Here is a 22,358-nt window from a genome sequence, read left to right on the forward strand (position 1 = left end):
GAGGGTGCAGCAGAACGTGTCTTTTTTATCTGTAAATCTGTGCGTGGTCTATGTAGGGTGACTAGTGTTCGGCGACCAGCACTTCTTTGTAGTGTTTGTACATATATACACGCCAGCGTACAATCATGCCAAAAGCCAGCAGGAAGAACAATCCGCCTGTTTGCGGAATACTTACATATCGCTGAATGACTTCATGCAGGATCAGGCGTACGGCCAGCAATCCAAGCAAGATAAAAGCAAAGCTGCGAGAACGTGTGGCAAAAATTTCTTCACCTACTCGTTCAAACCGTGTACTGCGAATGAGGGGATAGGAGAAGAGGAACCAGCCCACCAGAAACGCAAAGAATGCCCAGAGTAGAGGAACATGTGTTGCTGGTACAACAAACATGAGAAATCCTGTGCTCATGCCGAGCGGAGGAATAAGGATTTTACGAATGGTCACCGGTCTGTGACTGGCTTTCATGCGGATGAAGATGGCAAGCAGTGCCATGACAAGCATGCCCACGGTTGCTCCGATTTGCAGGTAGTACGGACTGATTTGAGCCACGTAGAACTCCCTCTTTCTGGAATAATATGTTATCCGGAGATCCGGAACCCAATACGAATTGCCGGAATTTTCAGTTCCTATTATATCACAAACGCAGAAAGCCGATAGAAAGCTTAGTGTATCATATACCCGATATGTATTCACAGGGTGTATTTGAAAATTTTGTATTATTGTGCCCGTTGTAAGGCTGTTTATTCGATTAAGGGGAAATCATGCAATGATTGGACAACAATGGATGTATATCAAGCTTATCGGCTCACATCATAGAGGGTGGCTTGCAGGTAATACAGATTGGTTAGTACATGTGGTCAGCCTCATATGTGCAAGTGTACTAGCTTTTTTGCTGGTTATCTACGGTTACATCTTATGGATGAAATATAGCAGTAGACGCAGGGAAAAGGTTAAGACGGTACTGATGCAGGAATTACTTTCCGAAGATTCAGTGTTACAGCAGTATCTGGGCCAAGGAGAAGCGAAAGCTGACTTACTGAATATGAGTGGAGATCAACAGAGTGTTTTGCAGCAGCAGTTATTGCAACGGCTTGCTCAAGGTCCGGAAGAGCACGAGACTCTGCGAATTCGTCTGTTATCCTGGCAAGTCTTTGGAAGTTCATACCGGTCGGTTCTGAAGACGGGAAAGTGGAGTGAACGGGTCAACACGTTGTTATATATTGAACAGTTTCATATGATAGAGCTTCTGCCCAGATTAGAGGATATGTTGCGGGTTACTTCCTGTACGCCGCTTGAACGCTTCATCATATTGCGCATATATGCCAGAACCGGTTATTTCAGAATCGTGAAGGAATTGTTGCGTGAGCAATATGTATGGTCCGATTCGCAGTATCTGCAGATTCTGCTGTTGCTTACCGATTCATCCTGGACTCGTCTGAAGGATCATTTTAAGGATGTACCTTACCAGATCCAATCTAATATCGTCCATGCCATTCGTATTCGAGATGACCAGACGGAGGGTGCCGTTGTTCTACTGGAGAAGCTCATTCTTGGAGAGGATGCGTTGCTGCGTACCCACGCTTATCAGGCATTGGCTCAAGTGAGCAGAGGTCGCGAAGAATTGCTGAAGGGGCTATTGCTGGTATGGAACGAATCTGGTGAGGAGAGGCAACGCTCTGAAAGGCTAACCGTGACCCAGCTTATGGGTACTGTTCATGCGGATGCTTTTATTCCTAGATTGAAGGTAATGATGGGTGATCCTTCTTTTCAAATCCGACAGGAAGCGGCGAACTCTCTTGCCCGATACGAGCAGGGACTTGAAGAGCTCCGGGATACGGCTGTAAACCATCCGGATAAATATGCAAGGCAGATAGCGGAAGAAACGCTGGAAAGGATGCAGTATGGACAGAAGATGGATTGAGATGCTGCGGAGTTTTGTTTTGGCATGTTACGAGGGGATATTTATCTATCTGGTGTTAGCAATTGTGATGTGTAGTGTTCTGGTCGTTGCTGCCGCTCGCACATTGATCCGCCAGAGGGATCTGGACCCGCTGCAATATCATGAGATGTTGGATGAAGAACTGGCTCCTGCGGTATCCCTGCTTGTTCCGGTGCGGAATAGCGAGGATACGATCGTACAGCGAATCAGCTGTCTGTTGGATATGCAGTATGCACGTTATGAGGTTATTATCATTAATGATGGATCAGAGGATGAGACCATGCGGCGTCTAAAAGAAACCTATGATCTGATGCCCATTCGGAGTAAAGTTCATTATTCGGGACTCGGTCAGGAGACGGCCAGATTAAATGTGTCTACCAATCCAGATTACATCATCGTCTGGTTGTGATCGACAAGGCGTATGGGGGACGAATGGACTCCCTGAATGCCGGTCTGAATATCTCGCAATATCCTTATATCGCCTCTGTTGGACCCAGGACAGTTCTGGAACGGGATGCATTGGTGAAGATTATGAAGCCCGTTATGGATGCTCTCCCAGGAGAAGAGGTCGTTGCTTGTAGTGGACGAGTAGATCTCATGGCCTCCAGAAATACGAATCAAACGGATTTAACCGACAACGGCGCAAGAAGGACGGGCAGTACGTTGTTTGTAATGCAGACCATTGAATACGTGCGTGCTTTTCTGATTAGCGGTGTGGGCCTTGTTCGTTATAATATTAATGTGCTTTTATTTACGTCTGAAGTATTCGGTATATTCAAAAAGAACCGGGTGTTGGAAGTTGGAGGTTACAAGCGCGATGACCAGGTCGCTCACATGGAACTGGTGATGCGGTTACAGAAACATATGAAGCAGATTCGGGAACGTGGCCGTATTATATATATTCCCGATCCGATCTGCAGGGTAGAAGTACCCGGTACATGGCATCAGCTGTGCAGACAGCGTATCGGTTGGCACATGCAGCTTGCAAGCAGTCTATGGACTCAGCGGAGCATGATCTTCAATCCGGCCTATGGCTGGATGGGGATGGTATCCATCCCGTATTTTATTTTGATCGAATTGTTGGGGCCTGTGTTGGAACTGGGAGCGATCGTGCTGTTCATTGCAGGCATAGGGCTACAGTGGGTGGATATTAACCTATGCATCATTCTCGTTCTGCTACTGACCCTCTATGGTTCCTTGTTGTCCGCAAGTGTGGTGATGTTCGAAATATGGTGTTCACGCAAGGTATATACGTCCTGAGAGGTGACACGTCTGCTGTTGTATGCATGTACGGAGACGTTCTGGTTCAGACCGCTGAATAACATATCCCGTATATATGGCATGTTGCAGGCTATGGGATTGCGGAAGGCAGAGGAAAAGGACAGCAGACATGGATTAGGGTAATCTAACGATCGATCCTGACAATACCTTGGAACAGAGCAAGGAGGAATACGCTTCATGAAAAAAAGTTACAGGCCAGCCACGATGTGGACGTTGGCTTGTTTTACAGTAGTATCGGTGGTGCTGGTTGTCCCATGGATTATGTGGCAATCCCAGGCCCCGGTTTCACTGAACATCATGATTATTGACAAGAGCAGACCGGACTTGTCCTATCAGGGGCACAAGGGGTTGGTTTGGCTTCTGAATCAACAGAAGATTGTACAGCACACAGGGGAATACTACTCGTATGAAGAGGATTATTACGGTTATGATCTTCAGAACGGGCTTCCACGGATGAAGCAACTGCTGCCTGATGAGGTGACAGATACGGATCTGATCTATCTGACGGCGAATCGGAGTAGTCTGTCTGCACACAAGAGTGAAGGGAAACAAGGCGGAATCTATGAAGGATTAACGATATATGATGTGCAGAAAATCCGCGAGGCTGCGTATAAAGGGGTAACGATTGTTGCCGAATACAGTGCATTGGCAAATACGGCTTCCAAGATGACAAGAGAGCAACTATACCCCATCTTGGGTGTGGACAGCAGTGGATGGCAAGGGAAATCGGTATCTAATCTGCAAAGTATAGAAGAAGTACCCCGTTGGATTCGGACGAACTATGAGCAACAAGAGAAGAAGAAATGGTCTTATCACGGAGCGGGTATGCTGCTGATCCATATGGATGGACAGGTCATGGTACTGGCGAAAGGTCCGGATGTGAAGACAGGCAATATACAGATTGCATTTACACCGGAAGGCAGTGATTGGAGCGGCATAACCCAGGATATACATTATAGTGGCTGGTTCGATATCATTGTGCCGCAAGAGAAGAACTCCATACTGGCCTGGTATAAGACGGATCTGACGGAGACAGGTGAGCAGAAGCTGGTGGATGCAGGAATTCCTGCGGAATTTGCTGCACTGGTCCGGTACGACGACTATAATCGGTCGTATTACATGGCAGGGTCATTTGGAGAGATGAAGCATTATTCCTTCTGGCGCCGAATCCGGGGATGGGAGGTCGTCCGGTCCAAACTTACGCCAGATCAGAAAGATATTCCGGACATGTTCTACTGGAAGGTTTACGTGCCCGTGATGAAGCATATTTTGAATGAAGTGCAGGATGGACGGCAGCAATGGCCATAGATAGGCTATCGAGAACCGTTTCAATGGAAAAAGGGAAGCCAAAGTCCATTCCACCTTTCGAGAGGAACGGGAGATGTACATATTAGAGAAGCGCGTAGATTTGAAAGGCAAAAGTGTGTTTGAGAGACAGGGCGTATCAAGTAAGGATCAGATTGCCAGGTGAAATGGGACTGGGACTGGGTAGATTGAATACGTTTCAGACCCTTTCCACCCTGAACAATGGGAGTTGTAGCTAGATCCGAAACAAGAATTATCCCGCTGCGGCGTACATGTAGTGTGAGCTATAAAATGATTCGTATTAGGACACGTATTAAAGTGTGCATCACGAACAGGGTAAGCTCCATATCTAGAATCGCCCCAATGTGTGTACTGAACTGTAGCGTGATCTATACATGAATAGTAATAAAGCATGTACTACCATGTGTATTACGACCAGGGTAAGCTCCGTATCGAGTATCGCCCCAATGTGTGCACTGAACTATAGCGTGATCTATACATGAATAGTAATAAAACATGTACTACCATGTGCATTACGAGAAAGGTAACATCCTTATCTAGTCATGTACCCGCATCCGCTTGATCAACGCAATTTGGAGCATGAACGCTCCGTATTTAGCTCCATAACACAATGTGTGTCTGGACTTATGCGCCAATATGATGAGTGGACGAGTGTCTATGACATCGTGATCTGAAGCACCGTACGTAGCACATTCTAACGAACTGAGCACATCTTATTTGTCCTAATTTGGTACGTTGGTAAATGTAACGAATCACAGACAGGTTAAATGACGGAATATACTCATTATTCCTGTCCCGCAGCCAGTTTTCTGCGAAATAGGACGTGTGGAGTTTGTTAGTTGTTGTTATTCGCTCTAATTGCCGTTATAGCGTGTCCTCGGTTCGTTAGATTTTGGTCAGAGGGCACCGATCATGGCATCGTGCAACCGAGGCGCCACTTTTCTCTGTATTAAATGAAATTGTAAAGAAAGAAATTATAAAGAACACAAGCGGATGAAAGATGAATTCAAAGTGGATGTTAATGTGTTAAAAATTCATTGGCGCAACTATAGCATTATTACTGTCAAATCTGTGGGATGTACCAGTATACGGCAATGTAAAAAGGACTGCAGATCCTCTGCAGTCCTTTTTCATGATGCAATGCGTGGCTTAACTAGTCCTGGTGAAGATGCCGGAGTCCGTGCAGGAAGGCGGATACGGTCAGACGCAAACTTTCGTCCGGATCAAAGTCCATGCCGAAGCCGCCCTGTGCCTCAATGGAGGCAAATCCATGGCAGAGGCTGCGCAAACCACGAACGGCGTGCAATGCTTCCGCTTCGGTTAGCGGGTAGGGCTGCAAGCTGTGCAGCAGCAACTCCAGCGTGGCTGTGCTGGCCGCGGCGAGCTGTGGCTCCTCGCGGTCCGGGGCATGAAATGAGGCTTCGTAGAGCCCGGGGTGCTCGCGGACGAAGCCAATGTATGCCGCAGCGATGGCCTGAATGGCATCATCGCCAGTGTGGTCAGCGATAGCCGCGGTTAATGCGCGGCTGAGCTGTTGTACGGACATCAGCGCCATTTCCTGGCGAAGCCCGGGAAGTCCGCTGATGTGGTTGTAGAGCGACGGCGAGCGCACATCCAGCCGCTGTGCCAACGCGGCGAGTGTCAGCGCCTGAAAGCCGTCGCTGTCAGCAAGCTGGGTGGCGGCGCTGAGCAGAGCGCCGCGATCCAGCCCTTGCCGGGGGCTCATAGTTGCCCCCCGGCAAGATCAAACCGCTGCTGTGCATCAGCGGTTGCCGCGCGCATGGCGGCCGCGGGCTGGCGTAGCATCCGTCCGTGGCCTACAGCCAGCACGGACGGTTCCAGCTCCGCCAGGCGCTTCGCGCTGGCCAGAGCCGCTTCGCGGTTCCACGTCGCCAGCGCGGGGAACGGGAAGAGTGGGCGCACGCGGCCGGATACGGCAAGGCCGCCTTGCAGCTGGTACGCGTCGCCAGCGATGAGAACGCGGCTGCGCGTATCCATGAAGGACATATGCCCCGGCGTATGTCCTGGTGAGGCAACGGCGACCAGTGAACCAATCTGGTCACCGTCATCCAGCAAGTGGTTTGGCTGGGTGCGCACCGCTTTGGGCTTAGGCACGCCGCCGCGTACCGGGGTTTGAGGCTCACCGGGAAGAAGGGAAGTATCACCCGCCAATAGCCGGGCATCCCGTCTGGAGATGAAGACCTCGGCTTGAGGCAGTGCCTCTTTGAGACGATCCAACGCACCAATATGGTCGCTATGCGCGTGAGTCAGAATGATCTTGGTAATGGGTTTTCCAAGGGACTGGGCAGTTGCCAAAATCCCCTTAAGACTGACCGGTATTCCGGCATCAATCAGGGTTAAACCATCTTCCTCTTCAACCAGGTATACGTTCACAGGGAAGAGTCTTGGGAAAAACGTAACTTGAACGACATCAAATTCTCGGGTAATACGCATCGTTAAACCCTCCTTAAAACTAATGGTATTAGTATAATAACTAATTGGATTAGTTTTAGCAATACCTGTTGTTTAATTTATTCAAATAAAAAAAAATTAAAATAATGATGCACTTTACAAAAAAAGCGTTTTCAAATTGTGGATTACCGATTATAATAATCACGTAAGCCCTTTCATATGTCTATCTTATTGGAGCCCTTCGCGTAGCGGAAGGCTCACTTTTTTGTTCTTTTTGGATTAAAATGAAGACGGGATGTTCATCCTAGCTTAATTATGTTGATGAGCTGTAAGTATTGGTATAACAGGAAAAATCACCTTTGATCCCCATCCGGGATGAAAGTTGACAAACATAACTGTTATTCATATAATGACAGTTATACTTACCTTGAGTTGGAGTTCATCGGTGTTGTAAGCCGGGAAGGAGTAAGTTATGAACAGCGAATTTACCATAGCGGTGCATTGTCTTGTTTTTCTGTCGATGAGAGATGAGTGTATGGCCAATAGTGAAGATTTGTCCCAGAGTGTGGGTACACACCCGGCCAGAGTCCGTAAGGTACTTAGTGTTCTGCGCAAGCATGGTTACCTGACGACCAAGGAAGGTGCTCATGGTGGGTACTTGCTTAGCCGTCCGAGTGAAGAGATCAAGCTTGGAGAATTGTACAGACTGGTAGCTGGTGGTTCACTCGGTCCCAGCTGGTGCTCAGGGGAGTCCGGTTCATCATGCGTGGTATCTTCCAATATGCAGGATGTGATGGGGAACATTTATAATGGTGGCGAAGAGGCGCTCAGCGCTTATTTTGATCGTATATCCATTCAGGATGTGAAAGAACGCATAGGTCATGGGGAAACGTTGAACTTATCGCTGAAGAGATTATCTGCAAAGGAGAAGTCCTGACGGAGTCCACAACGAATGGTCCTCCATGAATATGGTCTTGGTTTAGTCAGGCATGGTGGACAAGTTACGGCATGGGCGTATGCTCCGGTGAAAGATCCATTGATGTTCTCAAGCGATTCCGGGCATAACCTGAACACAGATGAGGAGAGATTATCTGCGCTGATGTTATTTTCGGAAGGAAAATCCCTGGTAGAGTAAACTTCGAGATCACCTTGCGAAAGTAAAAGAAGTATAAACAAACTAGATTCTGGGGAGTGGAACACATGTCAGGCATTGAAAAAAATGAAACACTTCGCGTTATTAGCGAACGCCATGCTGTCAAAAAGTACGAAAAAGGGTTTGAATTGCCTGAAGCTGATCTCAATGCGATTCTGACAGCAGCTGCGGAAGCACCATCTTCATGGAACCTGCAACACTGGAGATTCCTCGTGATTGAATCCGAAGCAGACAAAGCGAAATTGCTGCCAGTTGCTTACGGTCAAAGTCAGATCGTGGAAAGTTCGGTTACGATTGCTGTTCTTGGAGATTTGGAAGCAAACCGTAACACCGTAATCTACGATCAAGCTGTTGAAGCAGGCGCACTGACTGCTGAGGTTCGTGACGCATTGGTTGGACAGATCAACGGTGCTTACCAAAGCCCGCAAATCGCTCGCGATGAAGCGATCCGCAATGCATCTTTTGCTTCCCAAAATATTATGATTGCTGCACGCTCCCTGGGTTACGATACATGTCCAATCGGTGGATATAATCCACAAAAACTGATCGAAACATTCAACATTCCTGCACGATTTGTGCCAACATTGTTGATTACTGTAGGTAAAGCTGCACAGCCAGCTCGCCCGTCAGGACGTTTACCGTTGTCTGAGGTAGTTGTTAAAGGTTCTTTCTAAGTTAGAAAGTTAAATCTGATGATTGCATCAGTGATATAGGTATAATACAAACGGCCGCATTTTCCTGTTGAGGGAAGGTGCGGCTGTTTGGCATATTGGGGTTGTATGGAAAAGTCCACTCACGGTGACTCCAATCGAGCGGATTCACCACTCAAGTGAGTTCTTAGCTTCCATCATGAAATGATTACTTCTCAGGTGTTTCCGGGATTTGTGGTGCATGGAACGATTCCATGTACTCGATTGCGTTATACATCATCACTGCTGCTTCGGCGCGAGTAATCGTTTGTTTGGGATTGAAGTTTCCGTCGGCATCCAGTTCATTGATTTTGAGAACGAGTGAACGCTGAATGGCACCTTGATACTCTGGCGTAAGTTCCTTTTCGTCGGTAATGTCCACAGGTTTGATATTAATCATCGGCAGACCGCCTTTGGCCTCGATGCCTTGCATCAGGAACAGTGTGAATTGTTCACGAGTAAGCGGTTTGGACGGATCGATATTCTGTGACATCTGAATGCCATTATATTGTGCGCGGATAAATGCATCACTGTACCATACGCCATCTTTTACAGCAGAGAAGTAGTCACTTGGTACCGGCATTTTGATAAAACGAATCGTGTCCAGATTCAGATTCAGGCCGTCCGCAATCAGTTGAATGCCCTGAGCGGTATTTAACTCCAGTTCAGGTTTGAACAAGCTGTCACTCACACCTTTGATGAATCCATCTTTATGGAGAGATTCGATTTTGTCTGCTCCTGCGATACCTTGAATATCCGTGAATTGGGCCTGCGCAGCGTTGATCGGGCCTGCACTTAGAGACAGCGTGAGCAGAGCTCCCGCAGTTAATGTAGCAAGTATATTTTTTTTCATGATAGGCTCGCCTCACTTTTCTAGGGATGATCCCTTTATATAAAAGTTATTTGCCCCTATAGACGACCCTTCTGTTCAAAAGGTTGCTGGAATTTTCCAACTGAATTCATAATCATTCAGATAGGGCTAAGTGAAGGCACTGCCTCTAACCTTTGGATTTATTTCGATAATCCGTGGGTGAACGTCCCATCATTTTGCTGAACAGACGGGAGAAGTAGTACGGGTCTTTGAATCCAAGCTCGGAGCTGATCTGCTTCACGGTCCAATCGGTAAAATCCAGATAGCGGCAGGAATGCTGAATCTTCAGCCGCAGGAAATAATCGATGGGCGAATGCCCTGTAGCTTGCTTGAATAACTGAGAGTAATGAGGGACAGACAGCCGCGCGTGAGCTGCCAGTTCCTTGAGGGTGATTCCATTCTCTAGGTGCTTCAGCATATATTGAACGGATTGTTCGGCCGCACGTTTGCTGCTCACGATCCCACCATCTGTTCCTGTCGTCTCCGGTCCATAAGCGAGCATACCAAGCATATAACCGATAATCTGGGAGGCATATGTCATCGTCTGCATGGAGTAACCCGTCTCTAACGCGCCGTAACATTCATGGAACAGCTCAAGCCATTTCTGAGCCTTGGTCGGTGGCATGGTAGTAATATGATGAGTTAACAAGGGTTCTATGTAGGATAAAGCGTGTTCCCCACGCAGATGAATCCAGAAGATGCTCCATGGTTCAGCTGCGTTGGCACCATACACATGAGGGACATGTGCAGGTAATATAACGAGGTTTCCCGGGCTGACATCATAAGTCTTGCTGCCATCCATCGTATACCAGCCTGTGCCTTGGGCACAGTACATCAGAATGTGTGATTCACAACCATCGGGACGATCACGGTAATGATGCTCCGCTTCGTGAAAGTAACCGATATCGGTAACATATAATCCGGACGTGACCGGATAAGCTGCGGTTTCTTGCAACAGGGAGTCCGGCAGCACAATGAGTTTTTGCATACGAAATCCGTCAGATTTACGCAGTAGGGGTGGTCTGTTGTTAGGTCTCATACTTTGTATTATGGTGAGAGACGATAAGGGAGTCAATGCCAGATATGAGAGCGCTCACCGGGGTTGTTCTCGATTTAGAAAGCCACGTTACAGGAAGTGAAGCAGTTGCCCGTGAATTGGGTAAGTACATACCAGTGGGAAGAATCAGAACAGTGAATATACAAGATAAGGGAGAGATTTAGATATGGAGCCAGTCAAAACACAGGAAACACTTTTCTACACAGGTACGTATGCGTCAGCGGATGAACCCGGAATATTCCTATGTGCGTTGAATGCGGATACAGGAGAGATGCGAATCGTCAATCACATGGATGGTGTGGATAATCCGTCTTATCTGGCGCTAAGCCCGGATGGAAACTGTCTGTATGTGGCGAGTGAAACGGACGAGGGAGAGGTGTTGGTTTATCGGAGAGATGCGGCAACGAGTGAGCTGCACCTGATGGATCGAAAACAGACCAGAGGGGCTTCTCCATGTTATGTGTCTGTCTCCACGGATGGTCAGTGGGTGTTCTCATCCAACTATAGCAGCGGCAGTGTGAATGTATTCCCGGTTGGCGATCAGGGGACGCTTGGTGAGATGAGTGCATGGGTGGAGCACACGGGAAGTGGAATCAACGAAGAACGCCAGGAAGGGCCGCATGCACACTCCATTCAACCCGATCCGTCCGGACAGTATGCTGTCGTATGTGACCTCGGTCTGGATCAGATCATTGTGTATCGGTTGGAAGAGGGACGTCTGGTTACCCATCGTGAGATGGATCAGCCACCAGGCGCAGGGCCAAGGCATCTTGTGTTCCATCCCAACTCGAAGTGGGCTTATGTGATCAACGAATTGGACAACACGGTTACGGCATTCCTGTACGATGAGCGCAGAGGGGAGTTCACTACGGTGCAACACATTTCCACACTTCCAGAAGGGCATAAAGGAGAGGGTACGGCTGCAGACATCCGTGTATCTCCATGTGGACGTTTCCTGTATGCATCCAATCGGGGAGATGACAGCATCGTGCTCTATCATATTGACCAAGAGAGCGGTAAGTTGGAAGCCGTAGAGTGGACGTCCACGATTGGGCAGACACCGCGTAACTTTAATATTTTGCCAGGTGGGATTCTGGTCGTGGCGAATCAGGACAGCAATAACCTCGTAGGTTTCCAGATCAGTGAAGAAGACGGACGCCTGACGCATAACGGGTTCAAGCTGGAACTGCCTCGTCCCGTATGCATTGCTCCTGTGGTATAAAAGTTGTCTATAAGCTGTGAAATCATGGAGAAATACATGGTTTTACAGCTTTTTTTAGTCTTTTTATGAGAACATGGGAATCGCCTCATATCCGTGAGTCAGTTGATTGTGAGTCCAGTCGACCGAAGCAATCGAAGAACGGGCAACGGCTAGCCAAAGGATAAATCCTTTGGCTTATTTCATGTACCACCATCCAATTACTAAATTAGACCTATAGATGGAATTATATGTTTAATTTAAAATAAATATATTAAAGCGCTTACATAAAAGATGGCGCTACAAGGGCATCGGGCTTACCAAACCAATTGGGGAGGCAATTGTTTATGGGAAATCGTTCATCATTGTGGAAGCGCACATTACGTACAGCGGGAGTATCCCTGCTGAGTTCCGCGTTACTGGTTACTTCGCTTGGATTGGGCAACACACCGGTAACACATGCAGCGGGTGCAAGGCAGATGGAGTATCTGGATCGCGGAGTGGTGGCTGTGAAGACAGGTACAGGTGTGTTTATCAGTTGGCGGCTTCTGGGTACGGAAGGTTCAAATGTATCGTTTAACGTCTATCGGGATGGAACCAAGGTGAACGCATCGCCCATAACAAACAGCACCAACCTTCAGGATGCAAGCGGGACAAGCAGTTCCAAATATACGGTTCGCGCTGTCGTCAGTGGAACGGAGCAGGCTGCTTCAGCGGCAGCGAGCGTGTGGGGCAACAACTATCTGTCTGTTCCTCTTAGTGTACCCGCAGGTGGGACAACGCCCGATGGAGTAGCCTACACCTACAGTGCCAATGATGCCAGCGCAGGTGACCTGGATGGTGATGGTGAGTATGAATTGATTGTGAAGTGGGACCCTTCCAACTCTAAGGATAACTCCCAGAGTGGTTATACCGGGGAAGTGTTTATCGATGCCTACAAATTAAACGGAACACGCCTCTGGCGGATTAGTCTGGGCAAAAATATCCGTGCGGGTGCTCACTACACCCAGTTCATGGTGTACGATCTCGACGGTGATGGCAAAGCCGAAGTTGCGATGAAAACAGCCGATGGCACCAAGGATGGCACTGGCGTGGTCATCGGGGATGCAAGCAAGGATTACCGTAATTCTAGCGGTTATGTGTTGTCTGGTCCCGAATTCCTGACGGTTTTCAATGGACAGACTGGCAAAGCGCTCTCCACGGTGAACTATGAACCGGCTCGTGGCAATGTATCCAGTTGGGGAGATAACTACGGCAATCGGGTGGACCGATTCCTTGCCGCCATTGCTTATCTGGATGGAGAGCGCCCAAGTCTGGTCATGGCGCGTGGGTACTACACCCGCACAGTGCTCGTGGCTTATAACTGGCGGAATGGACAGCTGACCAAACAATGGACATTTGATTCCAATACCTCCGGTAACTCGGGTTATGCCGGGCAGGGCAATCATAATCTGAGTGTGGCGGACGTAGACGGAGATGGGAAAGACGAGATCGTTTATGGTGCCATGGCGGTGGATGACAACGGCAAAGGATTGTACACAACAGGACTTCATCATGGCGATGCCATGCATCTGAGTGACCTCGACCCGGACCGCCCTGGACTTGAGGTATTTCAGGTTCATGAGACACCATCCAATGCCGGAGTGGAATTCCGTGATGCAGGTACAGGCCAGTTAATCTGGGGAGTCAAAACAACAAAGGATATTGGACGTGGCATGGCGGCAGATATCGATCCAAGATATAAAGGTGCCGAAGTATGGGCAGACGGCAGTCTGTATACAGCCAAAGGGCAGAAACTTGGGACAACCCTGCCTTCCTCCACGAATTTTGGAATCTGGTGGGATGGGGATCTGCTCCGTGAACTGCTGGACAGCAACCGAATCGATAAGTGGAACTATGCCAACAGCACAACGATGAACCTGCTCACCGCTTCCGGCGTATCTTCCAATAACGGAACCAAGTCTACGCCGAATCTGCAGGCCGATCTGTTCGGGGACTGGAGAGAAGAAGTGGTATGGCGGACGAATGACAGCTCAGCACTGCGGATCTATACCACTACAGCAGTTACGGACAAACGCATCTATACGCTGATGCATGATCCGGTGTACCGTCTTGGCGTCGCTTGGCAAAATGTAGCCTACAACCAACCGCCACACACCGGTTTTTATCTGGGAGAAGGCATGAGCACACCACCAGTACCCAATATCCGGTATGCGGGCAGATGAGGAATGGACAAGGTGTGGCCGTCCAATTCCGTTTATGTTTACAATAGCCAGCGAAGTATGGGATTCGCTGAAGGGAACAACGGACGCGGGTTCGTTGTTCCTCTTTTTTTGCCAATAGCCCAGAAATACGGTAAAAATCGGAAAAAACGTTTGACAGGTATATAGACTGCCTTTATTATACGTATATAACTCACTAAACAGGTAGGAATAATAAAAATGAATCTGTTTTCATTGTGAAAACGGTCATTTTACAGACAGATGCAACCATGCAACCTGAACAGAATAACGTTCTCACCGTATAGACGGAGGAACACCGCAGCGCATCCTTTCCGGATGGAGCATGCACGGCCTTAAGCCGGCATGACTTTATGGGGAGAAGTGCGCGGGGGTTCCTCCGTCTTCTTGTTTTTTACGGGGCGTTTGATCCTGTTCAGCCGGCCTGAGGTAATCATGCAGATCTATATCGGAGGGAGTGTTATTTATGAAAAAGAGAATTCACAAGGGTATTTTGGTTGGTCTGGCACTGGTGTTAACAGGGGTACTGGCAGCATGCGGATCGGATAGCGGCGGGTCCAGTGCGGCAGGAACATCGGGGGGAGCGGAAGGCGGCACAGAAGGGGCCAAGGCCATCGAACTGCTGAATGTTTCCTACGATCCAACGCGGGAACTCTATGAGCAATATAACAAAGCGTTTGCGGCGCATTGGTTGAAAGAGAAGGGCCAGGAAGTGACCATCAAGCAGTCCCATGGGGGCTCGGGTAAACAGAGCCGTTCTGTTATTGACGGACTGGATGCAGACGTGGTGACGCTGGCATTGGGATACGATATTGATGCGATTGAAGATAAAGGTCTGATTAACGAAGGTTGGCAGGACAAATACGAGCATAACAGCTCTCCGTATACCTCTACGATTGTATTCCTTGTGCGTAAAGGCAATCCAAAAGGCATCAAGGACTGGGATGATCTGATCAAAGGGGATACCCAAGTCATCACCCCGAATCCCAAAACGTCCGGCGGAGCGCGCTGGAACTATCTGGCGGCATGGGGATATGCCCTTAAGCATAATAACAATGATGAAGAGAAGGCGAAGGAATTTGTTGGTGAATTGTTCAAACATGCGCCTGTGCTGGATTCGGGTGCTCGCGGGTCTACGACAACGTTTGTTGAACGTGGCATTGGTGATGTTTTGCTTGCCTGGGAGAATGAAGCTTTTTTATCGGTAAAAGAGCTGGGTCCGGACAAATTCGACATTGTCGTGCCTTCGGTTAGTATCTTGGCAGAGCCGCCCGTTGCAATTGTGGACAAAAATGCAGACAAAAAAGGGAGCCGTGACGTGGCGGATGCCTATCTGAAATATTTGTACAGTGAAGAAGGACAGACAATTGCTGCTGAAAATTATTATCGCCCAACGCTGGACAGCGTGGAGGAAAAATTCAAGGATCAGTTCCCGGCGCTTGAACTGTTCACGTTGAAAGATGTATTTGGCACATGGCGGGATACTCAGGCCAAACATTTTAATGACGGTGGCATCTTCGACCAGATCTATGTTCCAGGCAGCTAAGGTTGCTCTGTTCAATGAACACCCGATCAATCGCGCTGTGAGCGGCCAACCAGCCTTACCGGCTGAAGGCAGAGAGGATGAACGTGCATGAGCAAGGTGATGGTGGCGCGAAGACGCACATTGCCGGGATTTGGATTAACGATGGGTTACAGTGTGTTCTACCTGAGCCTGGTTGTACTTATTCCACTGGCTGCGCTGTTGTTTAACTCCACAGGGCTGACGTGGGCAACCATGATTGAGGTTGCGACCAATCCCAGGGTGCTGGCTTCCTTCCAGGTCAGTTTCCTGACCGCAGGTGCAGCGGCGCTGATTGATCTCGTGCTGGGGTTACTCCTGGCATGGGTGCTTGTTCGGTATGAATTCCCGGGCAAAAGGCTGTTTGATGCGGTCATTGATCTGCCTTTTGCCTTGCCGACAGCGGTAGCAGGGGTTGCTCTTACGGCGATCTATGCCGGCAATGGCTGGATTGGGCAGTTTGTAGAACCTTTGGGCATCAAGCTCGCCTATTCACAGGCCGGGATTACGTTGGCGCTGATGTTTATCGGAATTCCGTTTGTAGTTCGCACGGTGCAACCGGTGTTGGAGGAGCTGGAGGCTGAGGTGGAAGAGGCGGCTGCCACACTGGGGGCAGGAAGATGGCGGATATTCCGCACGATTCTGCTGCCGGATCTGATTCCACCGCTGCTGACGGGTTTTGCTCTGGCTTTTGCCCGGGGGATTGGTGAATATGGCTCGGTTGTATTTATCTCAGGTAATATGCCGATGAAAACGGAGATTGCTCCCTTGCTGATCATGGCCAAGCTGGAGCAGTTCGATTATGCAGGTGCTACAGCTGTAGCTTTGCTGCTACTTCTGGTTTCTTTCATTCTGCTACTGATCATTAATTCCTTGCAACGTTGGAGCCGAAAGGCGGGCAGAGCATGACAATGAAGCATGGTGGAATAAGGATATTAAAAGACGTCACTCACCCAAACCAAAGGAGGTGCAGCATATGGCGGGGTCCGTTCCACTGAGCCCTGTTCCACCCGTAAAGACCGGGCGTGGAACTAACCGTGCAACAACGGAGGCTCCATGGGTCAAATGGTTGTTAATCGGACTGGCAAGCCTGGTACTCATATGGCTGCTTATTTTGCCACTGGCCATTGTGCTCATGGAGGCGTTGAAGCAGGGTTGGGGTGTGTACATCGCGGCTCTTACCGAGCCGGATGCCATGTCTGCACTGAAACTCACGTTATTGGTTGCGGCGATTACCGTACCGCTGAATACGATATTTGGTGTGGCCGCTGCATGGGTCATTACCAAGTTCCAGTTCAAGGGCAAGGGACTTATGATCACCCTGATTGATCTTCCCTTTTCCATCTCGCCTGTGGTGGGCGGGTTGATCTTTGTATTGGTCTTTGGTTCGAATGGGTGGTTAGGGCCGTGGCTGTCCGAACATGATATCAAAATCATTTTTGCGCTGCCAGGCATTGTCATTGCAACGCTGTTTATTACCTTCCCGTTCGTAGCGAGGGAGTTGATTCCACTAATGGAGGACCAGGGAACCCGGGAAGAGGAAGCGGCGGTTACGCTAGGTGCTTCCGGGTGGCGAATCTTCTGGAGTGTAACCTTGCCCAACATCAAATGGGGACTGCTGTACGGTATTATTCTGTGTAATGCCCGCGCTATGGGCGAGTTCGGAGCCGTATCTGTGGTGTCCGGGCATATCCGCGGGGAGACCAATACGTTACCACTTCATGTCGAGATTTTGTATAACGAATATCAATTCTCGGCTTCATTTGCCGTAGCTTCCCTGCTCCTGATTCTGGCTCTGGCCACGTTGCTGCTCAAGAGCTGGCTTGGACACAAAGCCGTTTCAGAAAAGTGATTATGAGAAGAAGAAAATACAGATTGACAGCTACTGGAAGCCCTGCTAATGTATAAACCAAGTATATAGGTTGGATAAGAATGATTTATAAATCCGTTGGATGACAGCGTACTTAGGAATATGGCGGGCAATAGCCCGAGAAGAGGAGGCGGCTCTATGGCTAAGCCGTTAAAAGTGGATGAGGTATGGTTGGACCGAATTGCCGGACAGCTGAATGACATGGAGTTTGGTTCATTGCATATCGTGGTGCACGAAGGTCAGATTGTGCAGATGGAGCGGACCGAACGTAAGCGTTTTGAAAACACGCCCTCAGGCAGCGCCTCCAAATCCGGAAGCACGGCACGAAGCAGCTCAGCCCGTTCACTACGCGGATCAAATGCGAGTGCGAAGGGATAGATAGTGACGTGAAGGAAGCGAAGATAGGTGCATAAGAACACAAATGTATACTTTTCAGAAGCTCATGGGAAATACATGTTCCAAATCATCCTACCTATTGTGCACGACTTGCCTCTAGATGCTCGTTATACCAATGATTCGCTTCAAGCAGTACCTGTTGCCCACCTGCATCCATGAATTCTTCCACAAAGTTATCGAAATACCCCACAGGCTGATCGCCAGTGATGATGGAGATGTACGCTCTGTCTCTCATGCGAATCAATTCAGATGAATATTGAATCAGGGCAGGGGTTGCAACCTCCAGGCGATTATAGATACCATTCTCCGTCAACCCTGCAGATGCAGCCCACTGTTCACGTTTATCCGAGGGTGTACCTGGAACCGTCATGCCGATACTTGAGCCGATCATATTAATATAATTCTCCATTCTGTTGTATGGGTAAAGTAAATGGAACGAGTTTGAATCTTCAGCGCTCCAATTCCAGTGTTTTCCTGGAAGGCCATACTCCATTTTGATCTGCTCCTCCGGATCGGGGTTGGCACTTACATAATCGAGTATCTCCAAAATTTTCTCCAGTTTTCCCGGCTCCTTCGCAGCCTCAGCTCCTATAGCAATAAAATTCATCAGTAGATTGTTCCCTTTTGAACCGCTATGTCCATCAGGACCAATAACAGGAGAACCAAATACAACCTCTGCAGTTGCGTTCTTCTGTAACAGCTCATTAACATTGAACGAGGCTCCCACAGGGGTTTCTTGGCCATTTTCATTAAGGACACTGTAGTCTCCCTCTTGATTCCAATGATAATAGTTGCCCATCGAGGTCATCCCAATTTTTCCATTAATAAAAGCATGGGATAGATGTTTATAGCCGCCTTTATTTTCACCGGTTATGAACTCAGGGTCGATAATTCCGTCCCGATACCACTTTTGCATATAAGTCAGGGCTTTTTTCATCTCAGGCTCCAAAGCACCGATCACGAGTTGGTTGTTTTTTTCATTAAAATACAGTTGCTCGGTGAAAACGGCCTGTCCAAAGGCACCAAACACGACATTTAAGCCCTCTCTGGATAGGCCATACGTATCTTGTTTACCATTTCCGTCTGGATCATCTTTGGCAAAGGCATACATAACCGTTTCAAATTCATCTAATGTCTTTGGCACCTCCAGACCAAGCTGCTTAAGCCAGTCCTCTCGGTATACAACAGGGGTTCGATAGATGTTGGTCTGATTAATGGCCGGAATTCCATATAAGCCACCGTTTATTTTTCCATACTCTAGGTAATGTGAATCATAATCACGAATTCGCTGTACGATATTTGGCGCATATTGTTCAAGGACTTCCGGGGAGATTTCCGCTAAGACCCCTTGCATTTGATACTTAAGTAGATCATGCGGTTGTCTGATTCGGAACAGATCGGGTATTTTCCCTTGAGCAAGCTCCAGGTCCAGCAGTTCCTCGTACCGCTTGTTCTCAAGATTCCACACCTCCAGATCGACATCAAACCGATCCTCAATATATGCAATCATTTCCGCGTCCTCGGGAACAGGGATATTTTGATGCATGGTCCAGGATATCGTATACTGCGGTGCTGTATCCTTCTCAGCGCTTGCTAGATGGTCTTGCTGTTGCACTTGTGCTGTTTCTCTTCCTAAAAAGGTACACCCACTTGTAAATACGATAAGGAGGAGCATTGCGGAATATAAACATAGCGTTCTTAAATGGTTGATGTTCATAGCAGCTCCTTTACTAATTTTAAATTCTATATAGCTTCAATTTAACATTTACACAAAAACGGAGAGGACAGAGAGAACCTGAAGAAGCGAAGCTACAAGTTTTCTGTAAGAAAACTACTTCGAAAGCATACGCTATTCCCGGATTTCCCCTTTTAGAAAAGGGATCGAAGAAATCTGGGAATAACAGCGATCGGAAGGTTGTTCTGTCATCGGAGTGTCCGTGTAAATATTCCTAATTGACCCTATATAGATCCCTGTTCCATTAGATTGCGCATGAAGTTTTTTGGCGTACAGCCGTGAATTTCTTTGAACTTTTTAATGAAATAAGCTGGGGTACGGTAACCAACCGTACTTGCGACCTGCTCAACCGTAATTTCGCGTTGTGTCATGAGTTCCCGTGCGCGTTCCATTCTCTGATTCGTAACATATTCGGAATAAACAATCCCGGTTTCTTCCTTGAAAAGTTTACTCAGATATTTAGGGCTGATGAATACTTGCTCTGAGACATGATCCAGCGTGAGATCGCCTGATAAGTGCTCGTGAATATAGGCTTTGACAGCCGAGATGGTATCCACACTTCGTACCTCGCTTCGCTTCTCCATCTGCATCACAAATTCGGTCACGAGATGAATCATCCATTCCGAATATCGGTTGATATTGTAGAACAATGAAAATTGCTTGTACATATTCAATGAACTCGCCTCGGTGGGTTGCAGGCGCACCTGATTAATACACTCAGCGTAAATAGATACCGTTTTTAATAAGATGATCCGACTGTATTCGGCTGAATAGGGGCCTTCTTTTATTGTCGCAACCAATTCCTGAATGGCCTGAACCGTACCTTGCACATCCCGAGTCTGCAATTTCTTTTCAAAGTTTACGAGGTATGACTCCGGGATCTCCAGACTGCTGGCTTCCCTGTTCAGAAGATCAAGATCCTGAATGGCAGACTGCTCGGGAAAGAAGTAGCTGTATCGAATCAGGGTATTCGCCTGATGATAGCTTGTGTGAATCTTCGTGAAGTGCTCTACCCATCCGCCTAACGATAGTAAAAAGTCCAGACCAAATCTGCTGCTCGCCTCAGCGTGAATAAAGTCTACAATGTGATCAGAGAGCGGTTCTTCGGGTTGGTTGGTACAGATGATTACTGCTATTTTGTGATCCTGCAATTCCTCTGCCAGCAGTTGAGTTCCATCCATTTCTGCGATCTCCAGTTGCTGGATCATCGTATACAACGTATGCTGCAACTGTCGTGGCTGCAGATCCTTCCACTTCTCATTAACAGGGTCAATGACGATGCAACGGAAGCGAGAGTAGGCCATTGAAATGTGAATAGACTGGAGCTGTTCCGTAAGTTCCTCGGGTGTAAATCGGTTATTTAACATATTGAGCATGATACTATGCTTAATCATTCTGTGATTGGCCTGTAAAGTTTCTTCAAGACTATCAACTTTATTGGACAGACTGTTAAACGTTGTATCGATGAACCGATATTCGTCCTGCTTTAAGCTGGTTGGGCTATCCATCCGGCTCTTGATGTTATTCATGATTCGTTTAAGAGGACTATAGTTGGCCCTGGTAAAGATGGACGACATCGCTATTCCAACCGCAACAGCCAATAAACCGAGAAGAACCGAAATCTCCTTCAAGCTATCCAATTTATAATAGAAGCTTTCATTAGGTGTGGTTGTGTAGATTCTCCATGCATTTCCTTTAAATTGATCTTGGGTAACGACATGAGAGTCATAGTTAAATACAGGTGTGAAGCTCTCATCTGAAGTATGAAAGGTGAGCAGCGACTGCGTCAGATTCTCCTCCGTGGAGCTACCTATCAACGTTTTGTCCGCGGCAGATATGACGGTTCCGTCCTGATCGATGATTAATGTATTTGCATAGTCAGCAGGGAGCATATTTTTAATGATCTGACTGATCGCTGATTCTTTGATATCAATCGCAATCATGGCCTTACTGTCTTGTCCAGACGATTGAAACGGGTAACTATGGACATAGGAAATTAGAGGACTCATCTTGCCTTGTTCCCGTGATTGGATATAAGCATCCTGAGGCACCATGCGAGTCTTCATCCATAAGGAGCTTTCTGGAGTCTCTTTCATCGCAGCAATCCAATCCGTCGTATGATCCACACTCGAAGGCTTGTCCTCATAGAGCAATAGCCCATATACAGATGAGACGATGAAGTGGTTCTTCGTATCGTACACATGAATAGCTTCAATGAGATCGGAGTAATTTTGCACCATATTTTTGAGGGACTGTTCGATGTCCAGGATTTTGCTATGGTTTCCTTTTAAGCTATCTAAATCGATACTAGCGGCGTTACCGAGTGCCAGGGACAGATAGACCTGATTCACTTTCTGGATAACGGAGCTCTCAATATAATTGACAGTGCTTTTCAGTGACAGCTGATTATTGATTCGAATCTCTTTGCTGTATTGATGGGAGAAGAAGAGGTATAGAATGGAGCCGAAAAGAAGCGCAATGACAAGAACAACAGCAAGGTAGGAAAGAACCATCTTGGATCTCACAGATTGAAATGGCTTATGCATTCTTTTTCCCCCTTCATGTCTCTTTTCTAAACAACTTCATCATTATATAGCAGGCCGAGGACTAGAAATCATGTTGATCGAAATTT

At 47.8% G+C, this 22,358-nt stretch carries 21 protein-coding genes; 14 read left to right on the forward strand and 7 right to left on the reverse strand.

Annotation, left to right across the window (positions count from 1 at the left end; translation table 11 throughout):
* Positions 1-61: 61 nt before the first annotated feature.
* A complete protein-coding gene (locus MHI52_RS02720) occupies positions 62-547 on the reverse strand; it encodes a CcdC family protein (protein WP_036607484.1) in 486 nt (161 codons plus the stop codon).
* Positions 548-764: 217 nt separating this feature from the next.
* Between MHI52_RS02720 and MHI52_RS02725 the strand changes: the two genes are divergently transcribed.
* Genes MHI52_RS02725 through MHI52_RS02745 form a run of 5 tightly spaced genes read left to right on the forward strand, consistent with a single transcriptional unit; the run spans position 765 to position 4,526 of the window.
* Positions 765-1,919 (forward strand): HEAT repeat domain-containing protein, encoded by a 1,155-nt coding sequence (locus tag MHI52_RS02725; RefSeq protein WP_405158393.1) that lies wholly within the window; start codon positions 765-767, stop codon positions 1,917-1,919.
* The gene (locus MHI52_RS02730) at positions 1,900-2,346 is read left to right on the forward strand and encodes a glycosyltransferase (RefSeq protein ID WP_405158394.1); all 447 of its coding nucleotides are present in this window, start codon (positions 1,900-1,902) and stop codon (positions 2,344-2,346) included. Before MHI52_RS02725 ends, MHI52_RS02730 begins: the two co-directional genes overlap by 20 nt.
* Before the next feature lie 23 nt (positions 2,347-2,369).
* Positions 2,370-3,197, forward strand: coding sequence for a glycosyltransferase (locus MHI52_RS02735; RefSeq protein ID WP_405158395.1), 828 nt, complete (start codon positions 2,370-2,372; stop codon positions 3,195-3,197).
* A 3-nt stretch (positions 3,198-3,200) separates the two neighbouring features.
* Positions 3,201-3,341: a hypothetical protein gene (locus tag MHI52_RS02740; RefSeq protein WP_405158396.1), complete on the forward strand. Its 141-nt coding sequence runs from the start codon at positions 3,201-3,203 to the stop codon at positions 3,339-3,341.
* Between the two features lie 54 nt (positions 3,342-3,395).
* A complete protein-coding gene (locus MHI52_RS02745; protein WP_036607479.1) occupies positions 3,396-4,526 on the forward strand; it encodes a hypothetical protein in 1,131 nt (376 codons plus the stop codon).
* Between the two features lie 1,171 nt (positions 4,527-5,697).
* Here MHI52_RS02745 and MHI52_RS02750 read toward each other — a convergent pair.
* Together MHI52_RS02750 and MHI52_RS02755 are read right to left on the reverse strand one after the other, a co-directional pair.
* Positions 5,698-6,270, reverse strand: a complete 573-nt coding sequence (locus MHI52_RS02750) for a TetR-like C-terminal domain-containing protein (protein WP_340388728.1) — start codon at positions 6,268-6,270, stop codon at positions 5,698-5,700.
* A complete protein-coding gene (locus MHI52_RS02755) occupies positions 6,267-6,998 on the reverse strand; it encodes an MBL fold metallo-hydrolase (RefSeq protein WP_340019057.1) in 732 nt (243 codons plus the stop codon). Before MHI52_RS02755 ends, MHI52_RS02750 begins: the two co-directional genes overlap by 4 nt.
* Before the next feature lie 430 nt (positions 6,999-7,428).
* On the opposite strand from MHI52_RS02755, the gene MHI52_RS02760 reads away from it, so the two are divergent.
* From MHI52_RS02760 to MHI52_RS02770, 3 genes are all read left to right on the forward strand, one after another.
* Positions 7,429-7,893, forward strand: coding sequence for an Rrf2 family transcriptional regulator (locus tag MHI52_RS02760; RefSeq protein WP_340983602.1), 465 nt, complete (start codon positions 7,429-7,431; stop codon positions 7,891-7,893).
* Positions 7,894-7,908: 15 nt separating this feature from the next.
* Positions 7,909-8,091, forward strand: a complete 183-nt coding sequence (locus MHI52_RS02765) for a hypothetical protein (RefSeq protein ID WP_405158397.1) — start codon at positions 7,909-7,911, stop codon at positions 8,089-8,091.
* A 65-nt stretch (positions 8,092-8,156) separates the two neighbouring features.
* Complete coding sequence (locus MHI52_RS02770; protein WP_074093278.1) at positions 8,157-8,783, forward strand: nitroreductase family protein; 627 nt, start codon at positions 8,157-8,159, stop codon at positions 8,781-8,783.
* A gap of 184 nt (positions 8,784-8,967) precedes the next feature.
* Here the strand turns inward: MHI52_RS02770 and MHI52_RS02775 are convergent, their stop codons facing one another.
* Both MHI52_RS02775 and MHI52_RS02780 read right to left on the reverse strand, forming a co-directional pair.
* Complete coding sequence (locus tag MHI52_RS02775) at positions 8,968-9,651, reverse strand: S-layer homology domain-containing protein (protein WP_076254458.1); 684 nt, start codon at positions 9,649-9,651, stop codon at positions 8,968-8,970.
* Positions 9,652-9,796: 145 nt separating this feature from the next.
* Positions 9,797-10,657, reverse strand: coding sequence for an AraC family transcriptional regulator (locus MHI52_RS02780; RefSeq protein WP_405158398.1), 861 nt, complete (start codon positions 10,655-10,657; stop codon positions 9,797-9,799).
* A gap of 235 nt (positions 10,658-10,892) precedes the next feature.
* Here MHI52_RS02780 and MHI52_RS02785 point away from each other — a divergent pair, with 235 nt between their 5' ends.
* From MHI52_RS02785 to MHI52_RS02810, 6 genes are all read left to right on the forward strand, one after another.
* Positions 10,893-11,948 (forward strand): lactonase family protein, encoded by a 1,056-nt coding sequence (locus tag MHI52_RS02785; protein ID WP_339299003.1) that lies wholly within the window; start codon positions 10,893-10,895, stop codon positions 11,946-11,948.
* 323 nt (positions 11,949-12,271) lie between these two features.
* Positions 12,272-14,149, forward strand: coding sequence for a rhamnogalacturonan lyase (locus MHI52_RS02790; protein ID WP_101314926.1), 1,878 nt, complete (start codon positions 12,272-12,274; stop codon positions 14,147-14,149).
* Between the two features lie 481 nt (positions 14,150-14,630).
* On the forward strand, positions 14,631-15,710 hold the full coding sequence (locus MHI52_RS02795) for a sulfate ABC transporter substrate-binding protein (RefSeq protein WP_036607530.1): 1,080 nt from the start codon (positions 14,631-14,633) through the stop codon (positions 15,708-15,710).
* Between the two features lie 87 nt (positions 15,711-15,797).
* Positions 15,798-16,634 (forward strand): sulfate ABC transporter permease subunit CysT, encoded by an 837-nt coding sequence (cysT, locus tag MHI52_RS02800; RefSeq protein ID WP_017690928.1) that lies wholly within the window; start codon positions 15,798-15,800, stop codon positions 16,632-16,634.
* 67 nt (positions 16,635-16,701) lie between these two features.
* Positions 16,702-17,577 (forward strand): sulfate ABC transporter permease subunit CysW, encoded by an 876-nt coding sequence (gene cysW / locus MHI52_RS02805; protein ID WP_036607456.1) that lies wholly within the window; start codon positions 16,702-16,704, stop codon positions 17,575-17,577.
* A 156-nt stretch (positions 17,578-17,733) separates the two neighbouring features.
* Positions 17,734-17,973 carry a YezD family protein gene (locus MHI52_RS02810; protein ID WP_036607453.1) on the forward strand — a complete coding sequence of 80 codons (240 nt, stop codon included), beginning with the start codon at positions 17,734-17,736 and terminating at the stop codon, positions 17,971-17,973.
* 94 nt (positions 17,974-18,067) lie between these two features.
* Here MHI52_RS02810 and MHI52_RS02815 read toward each other — a convergent pair whose 3' ends face one another.
* Together MHI52_RS02815 and MHI52_RS02820 are read right to left on the reverse strand one after the other, a co-directional pair.
* Entirely contained in the window at positions 18,068-19,708 is a 1,641-nt protein-coding gene (locus MHI52_RS02815) for an extracellular solute-binding protein (RefSeq protein WP_405158399.1), read from the reverse strand.
* Between the two features lie 242 nt (positions 19,709-19,950).
* Positions 19,951-22,272: a helix-turn-helix domain-containing protein gene (locus MHI52_RS02820; RefSeq protein WP_405158400.1), complete on the reverse strand. Its 2,322-nt coding sequence runs from the start codon at positions 22,270-22,272 to the stop codon at positions 19,951-19,953.
* Between the last annotated feature and the right edge of the window lie 86 nt (positions 22,273-22,358).

Origin of the sequence: Paenibacillus sp. FSL H8-0283 (assembly GCF_045040675.1) — a bacterium.
GTDB lineage: Bacteria > Bacillota > Bacilli > Paenibacillales > Paenibacillaceae > Paenibacillus > Paenibacillus amylolyticus.

Coding starts and splice junctions, on each gene's coding strand:
- MHI52_RS02785 (WP_339299003.1), top strand. CDS start 10,893: ATGGAGCCAGTCAAAACACAGGAAACACTTTTCTACACAGGTACGTAT.
- MHI52_RS02730 (WP_405158394.1), top strand. CDS start 1,900: ATGGACAGAAGATGGATTGAGATGCTGCGGAGTTTTGTTTTGGCATGT.
- MHI52_RS02795 (WP_036607530.1), top strand. CDS start 14,631: ATGAAAAAGAGAATTCACAAGGGTATTTTGGTTGGTCTGGCACTGGTG.
- cysW (WP_036607456.1), top strand. CDS start 16,702: ATGGCGGGGTCCGTTCCACTGAGCCCTGTTCCACCCGTAAAGACCGGG.
- MHI52_RS02770 (WP_074093278.1), top strand. CDS start 8,157: ATGTCAGGCATTGAAAAAAATGAAACACTTCGCGTTATTAGCGAACGC.
- MHI52_RS02735 (WP_405158395.1), top strand. CDS start 2,370: ATGGACTCCCTGAATGCCGGTCTGAATATCTCGCAATATCCTTATATC.
- MHI52_RS02790 (WP_101314926.1), top strand. CDS start 12,272: ATGGGAAATCGTTCATCATTGTGGAAGCGCACATTACGTACAGCGGGA.
- MHI52_RS02725 (WP_405158393.1), top strand. CDS start 765: ATGATTGGACAACAATGGATGTATATCAAGCTTATCGGCTCACATCAT.
- MHI52_RS02760 (WP_340983602.1), top strand. CDS start 7,429: ATGAACAGCGAATTTACCATAGCGGTGCATTGTCTTGTTTTTCTGTCG.
- MHI52_RS02820 (WP_405158400.1), bottom strand. CDS start 22,272: ATGCATAAGCCATTTCAATCTGTGAGATCCAAGATGGTTCTTTCCTAC.
- MHI52_RS02815 (WP_405158399.1), bottom strand. CDS start 19,708: ATGAACATCAACCATTTAAGAACGCTATGTTTATATTCCGCAATGCTC.
- cysT (WP_017690928.1), top strand. CDS start 15,798: ATGAGCAAGGTGATGGTGGCGCGAAGACGCACATTGCCGGGATTTGGA.
- MHI52_RS02750 (WP_340388728.1), bottom strand. CDS start 6,270: ATGAGCCCCCGGCAAGGGCTGGATCGCGGCGCTCTGCTCAGCGCCGCC.
- MHI52_RS02775 (WP_076254458.1), bottom strand. CDS start 9,651: ATGAAAAAAAATATACTTGCTACATTAACTGCGGGAGCTCTGCTCACG.
- MHI52_RS02745 (WP_036607479.1), top strand. CDS start 3,396: ATGAAAAAAAGTTACAGGCCAGCCACGATGTGGACGTTGGCTTGTTTT.
- MHI52_RS02810 (WP_036607453.1), top strand. CDS start 17,734: ATGGCTAAGCCGTTAAAAGTGGATGAGGTATGGTTGGACCGAATTGCC.
- MHI52_RS02755 (WP_340019057.1), bottom strand. CDS start 6,998: ATGCGTATTACCCGAGAATTTGATGTCGTTCAAGTTACGTTTTTCCCA.
- MHI52_RS02780 (WP_405158398.1), bottom strand. CDS start 10,657: ATGCAAAAACTCATTGTGCTGCCGGACTCCCTGTTGCAAGAAACCGCA.
- MHI52_RS02765 (WP_405158397.1), top strand. CDS start 7,909: ATGGTCCTCCATGAATATGGTCTTGGTTTAGTCAGGCATGGTGGACAA.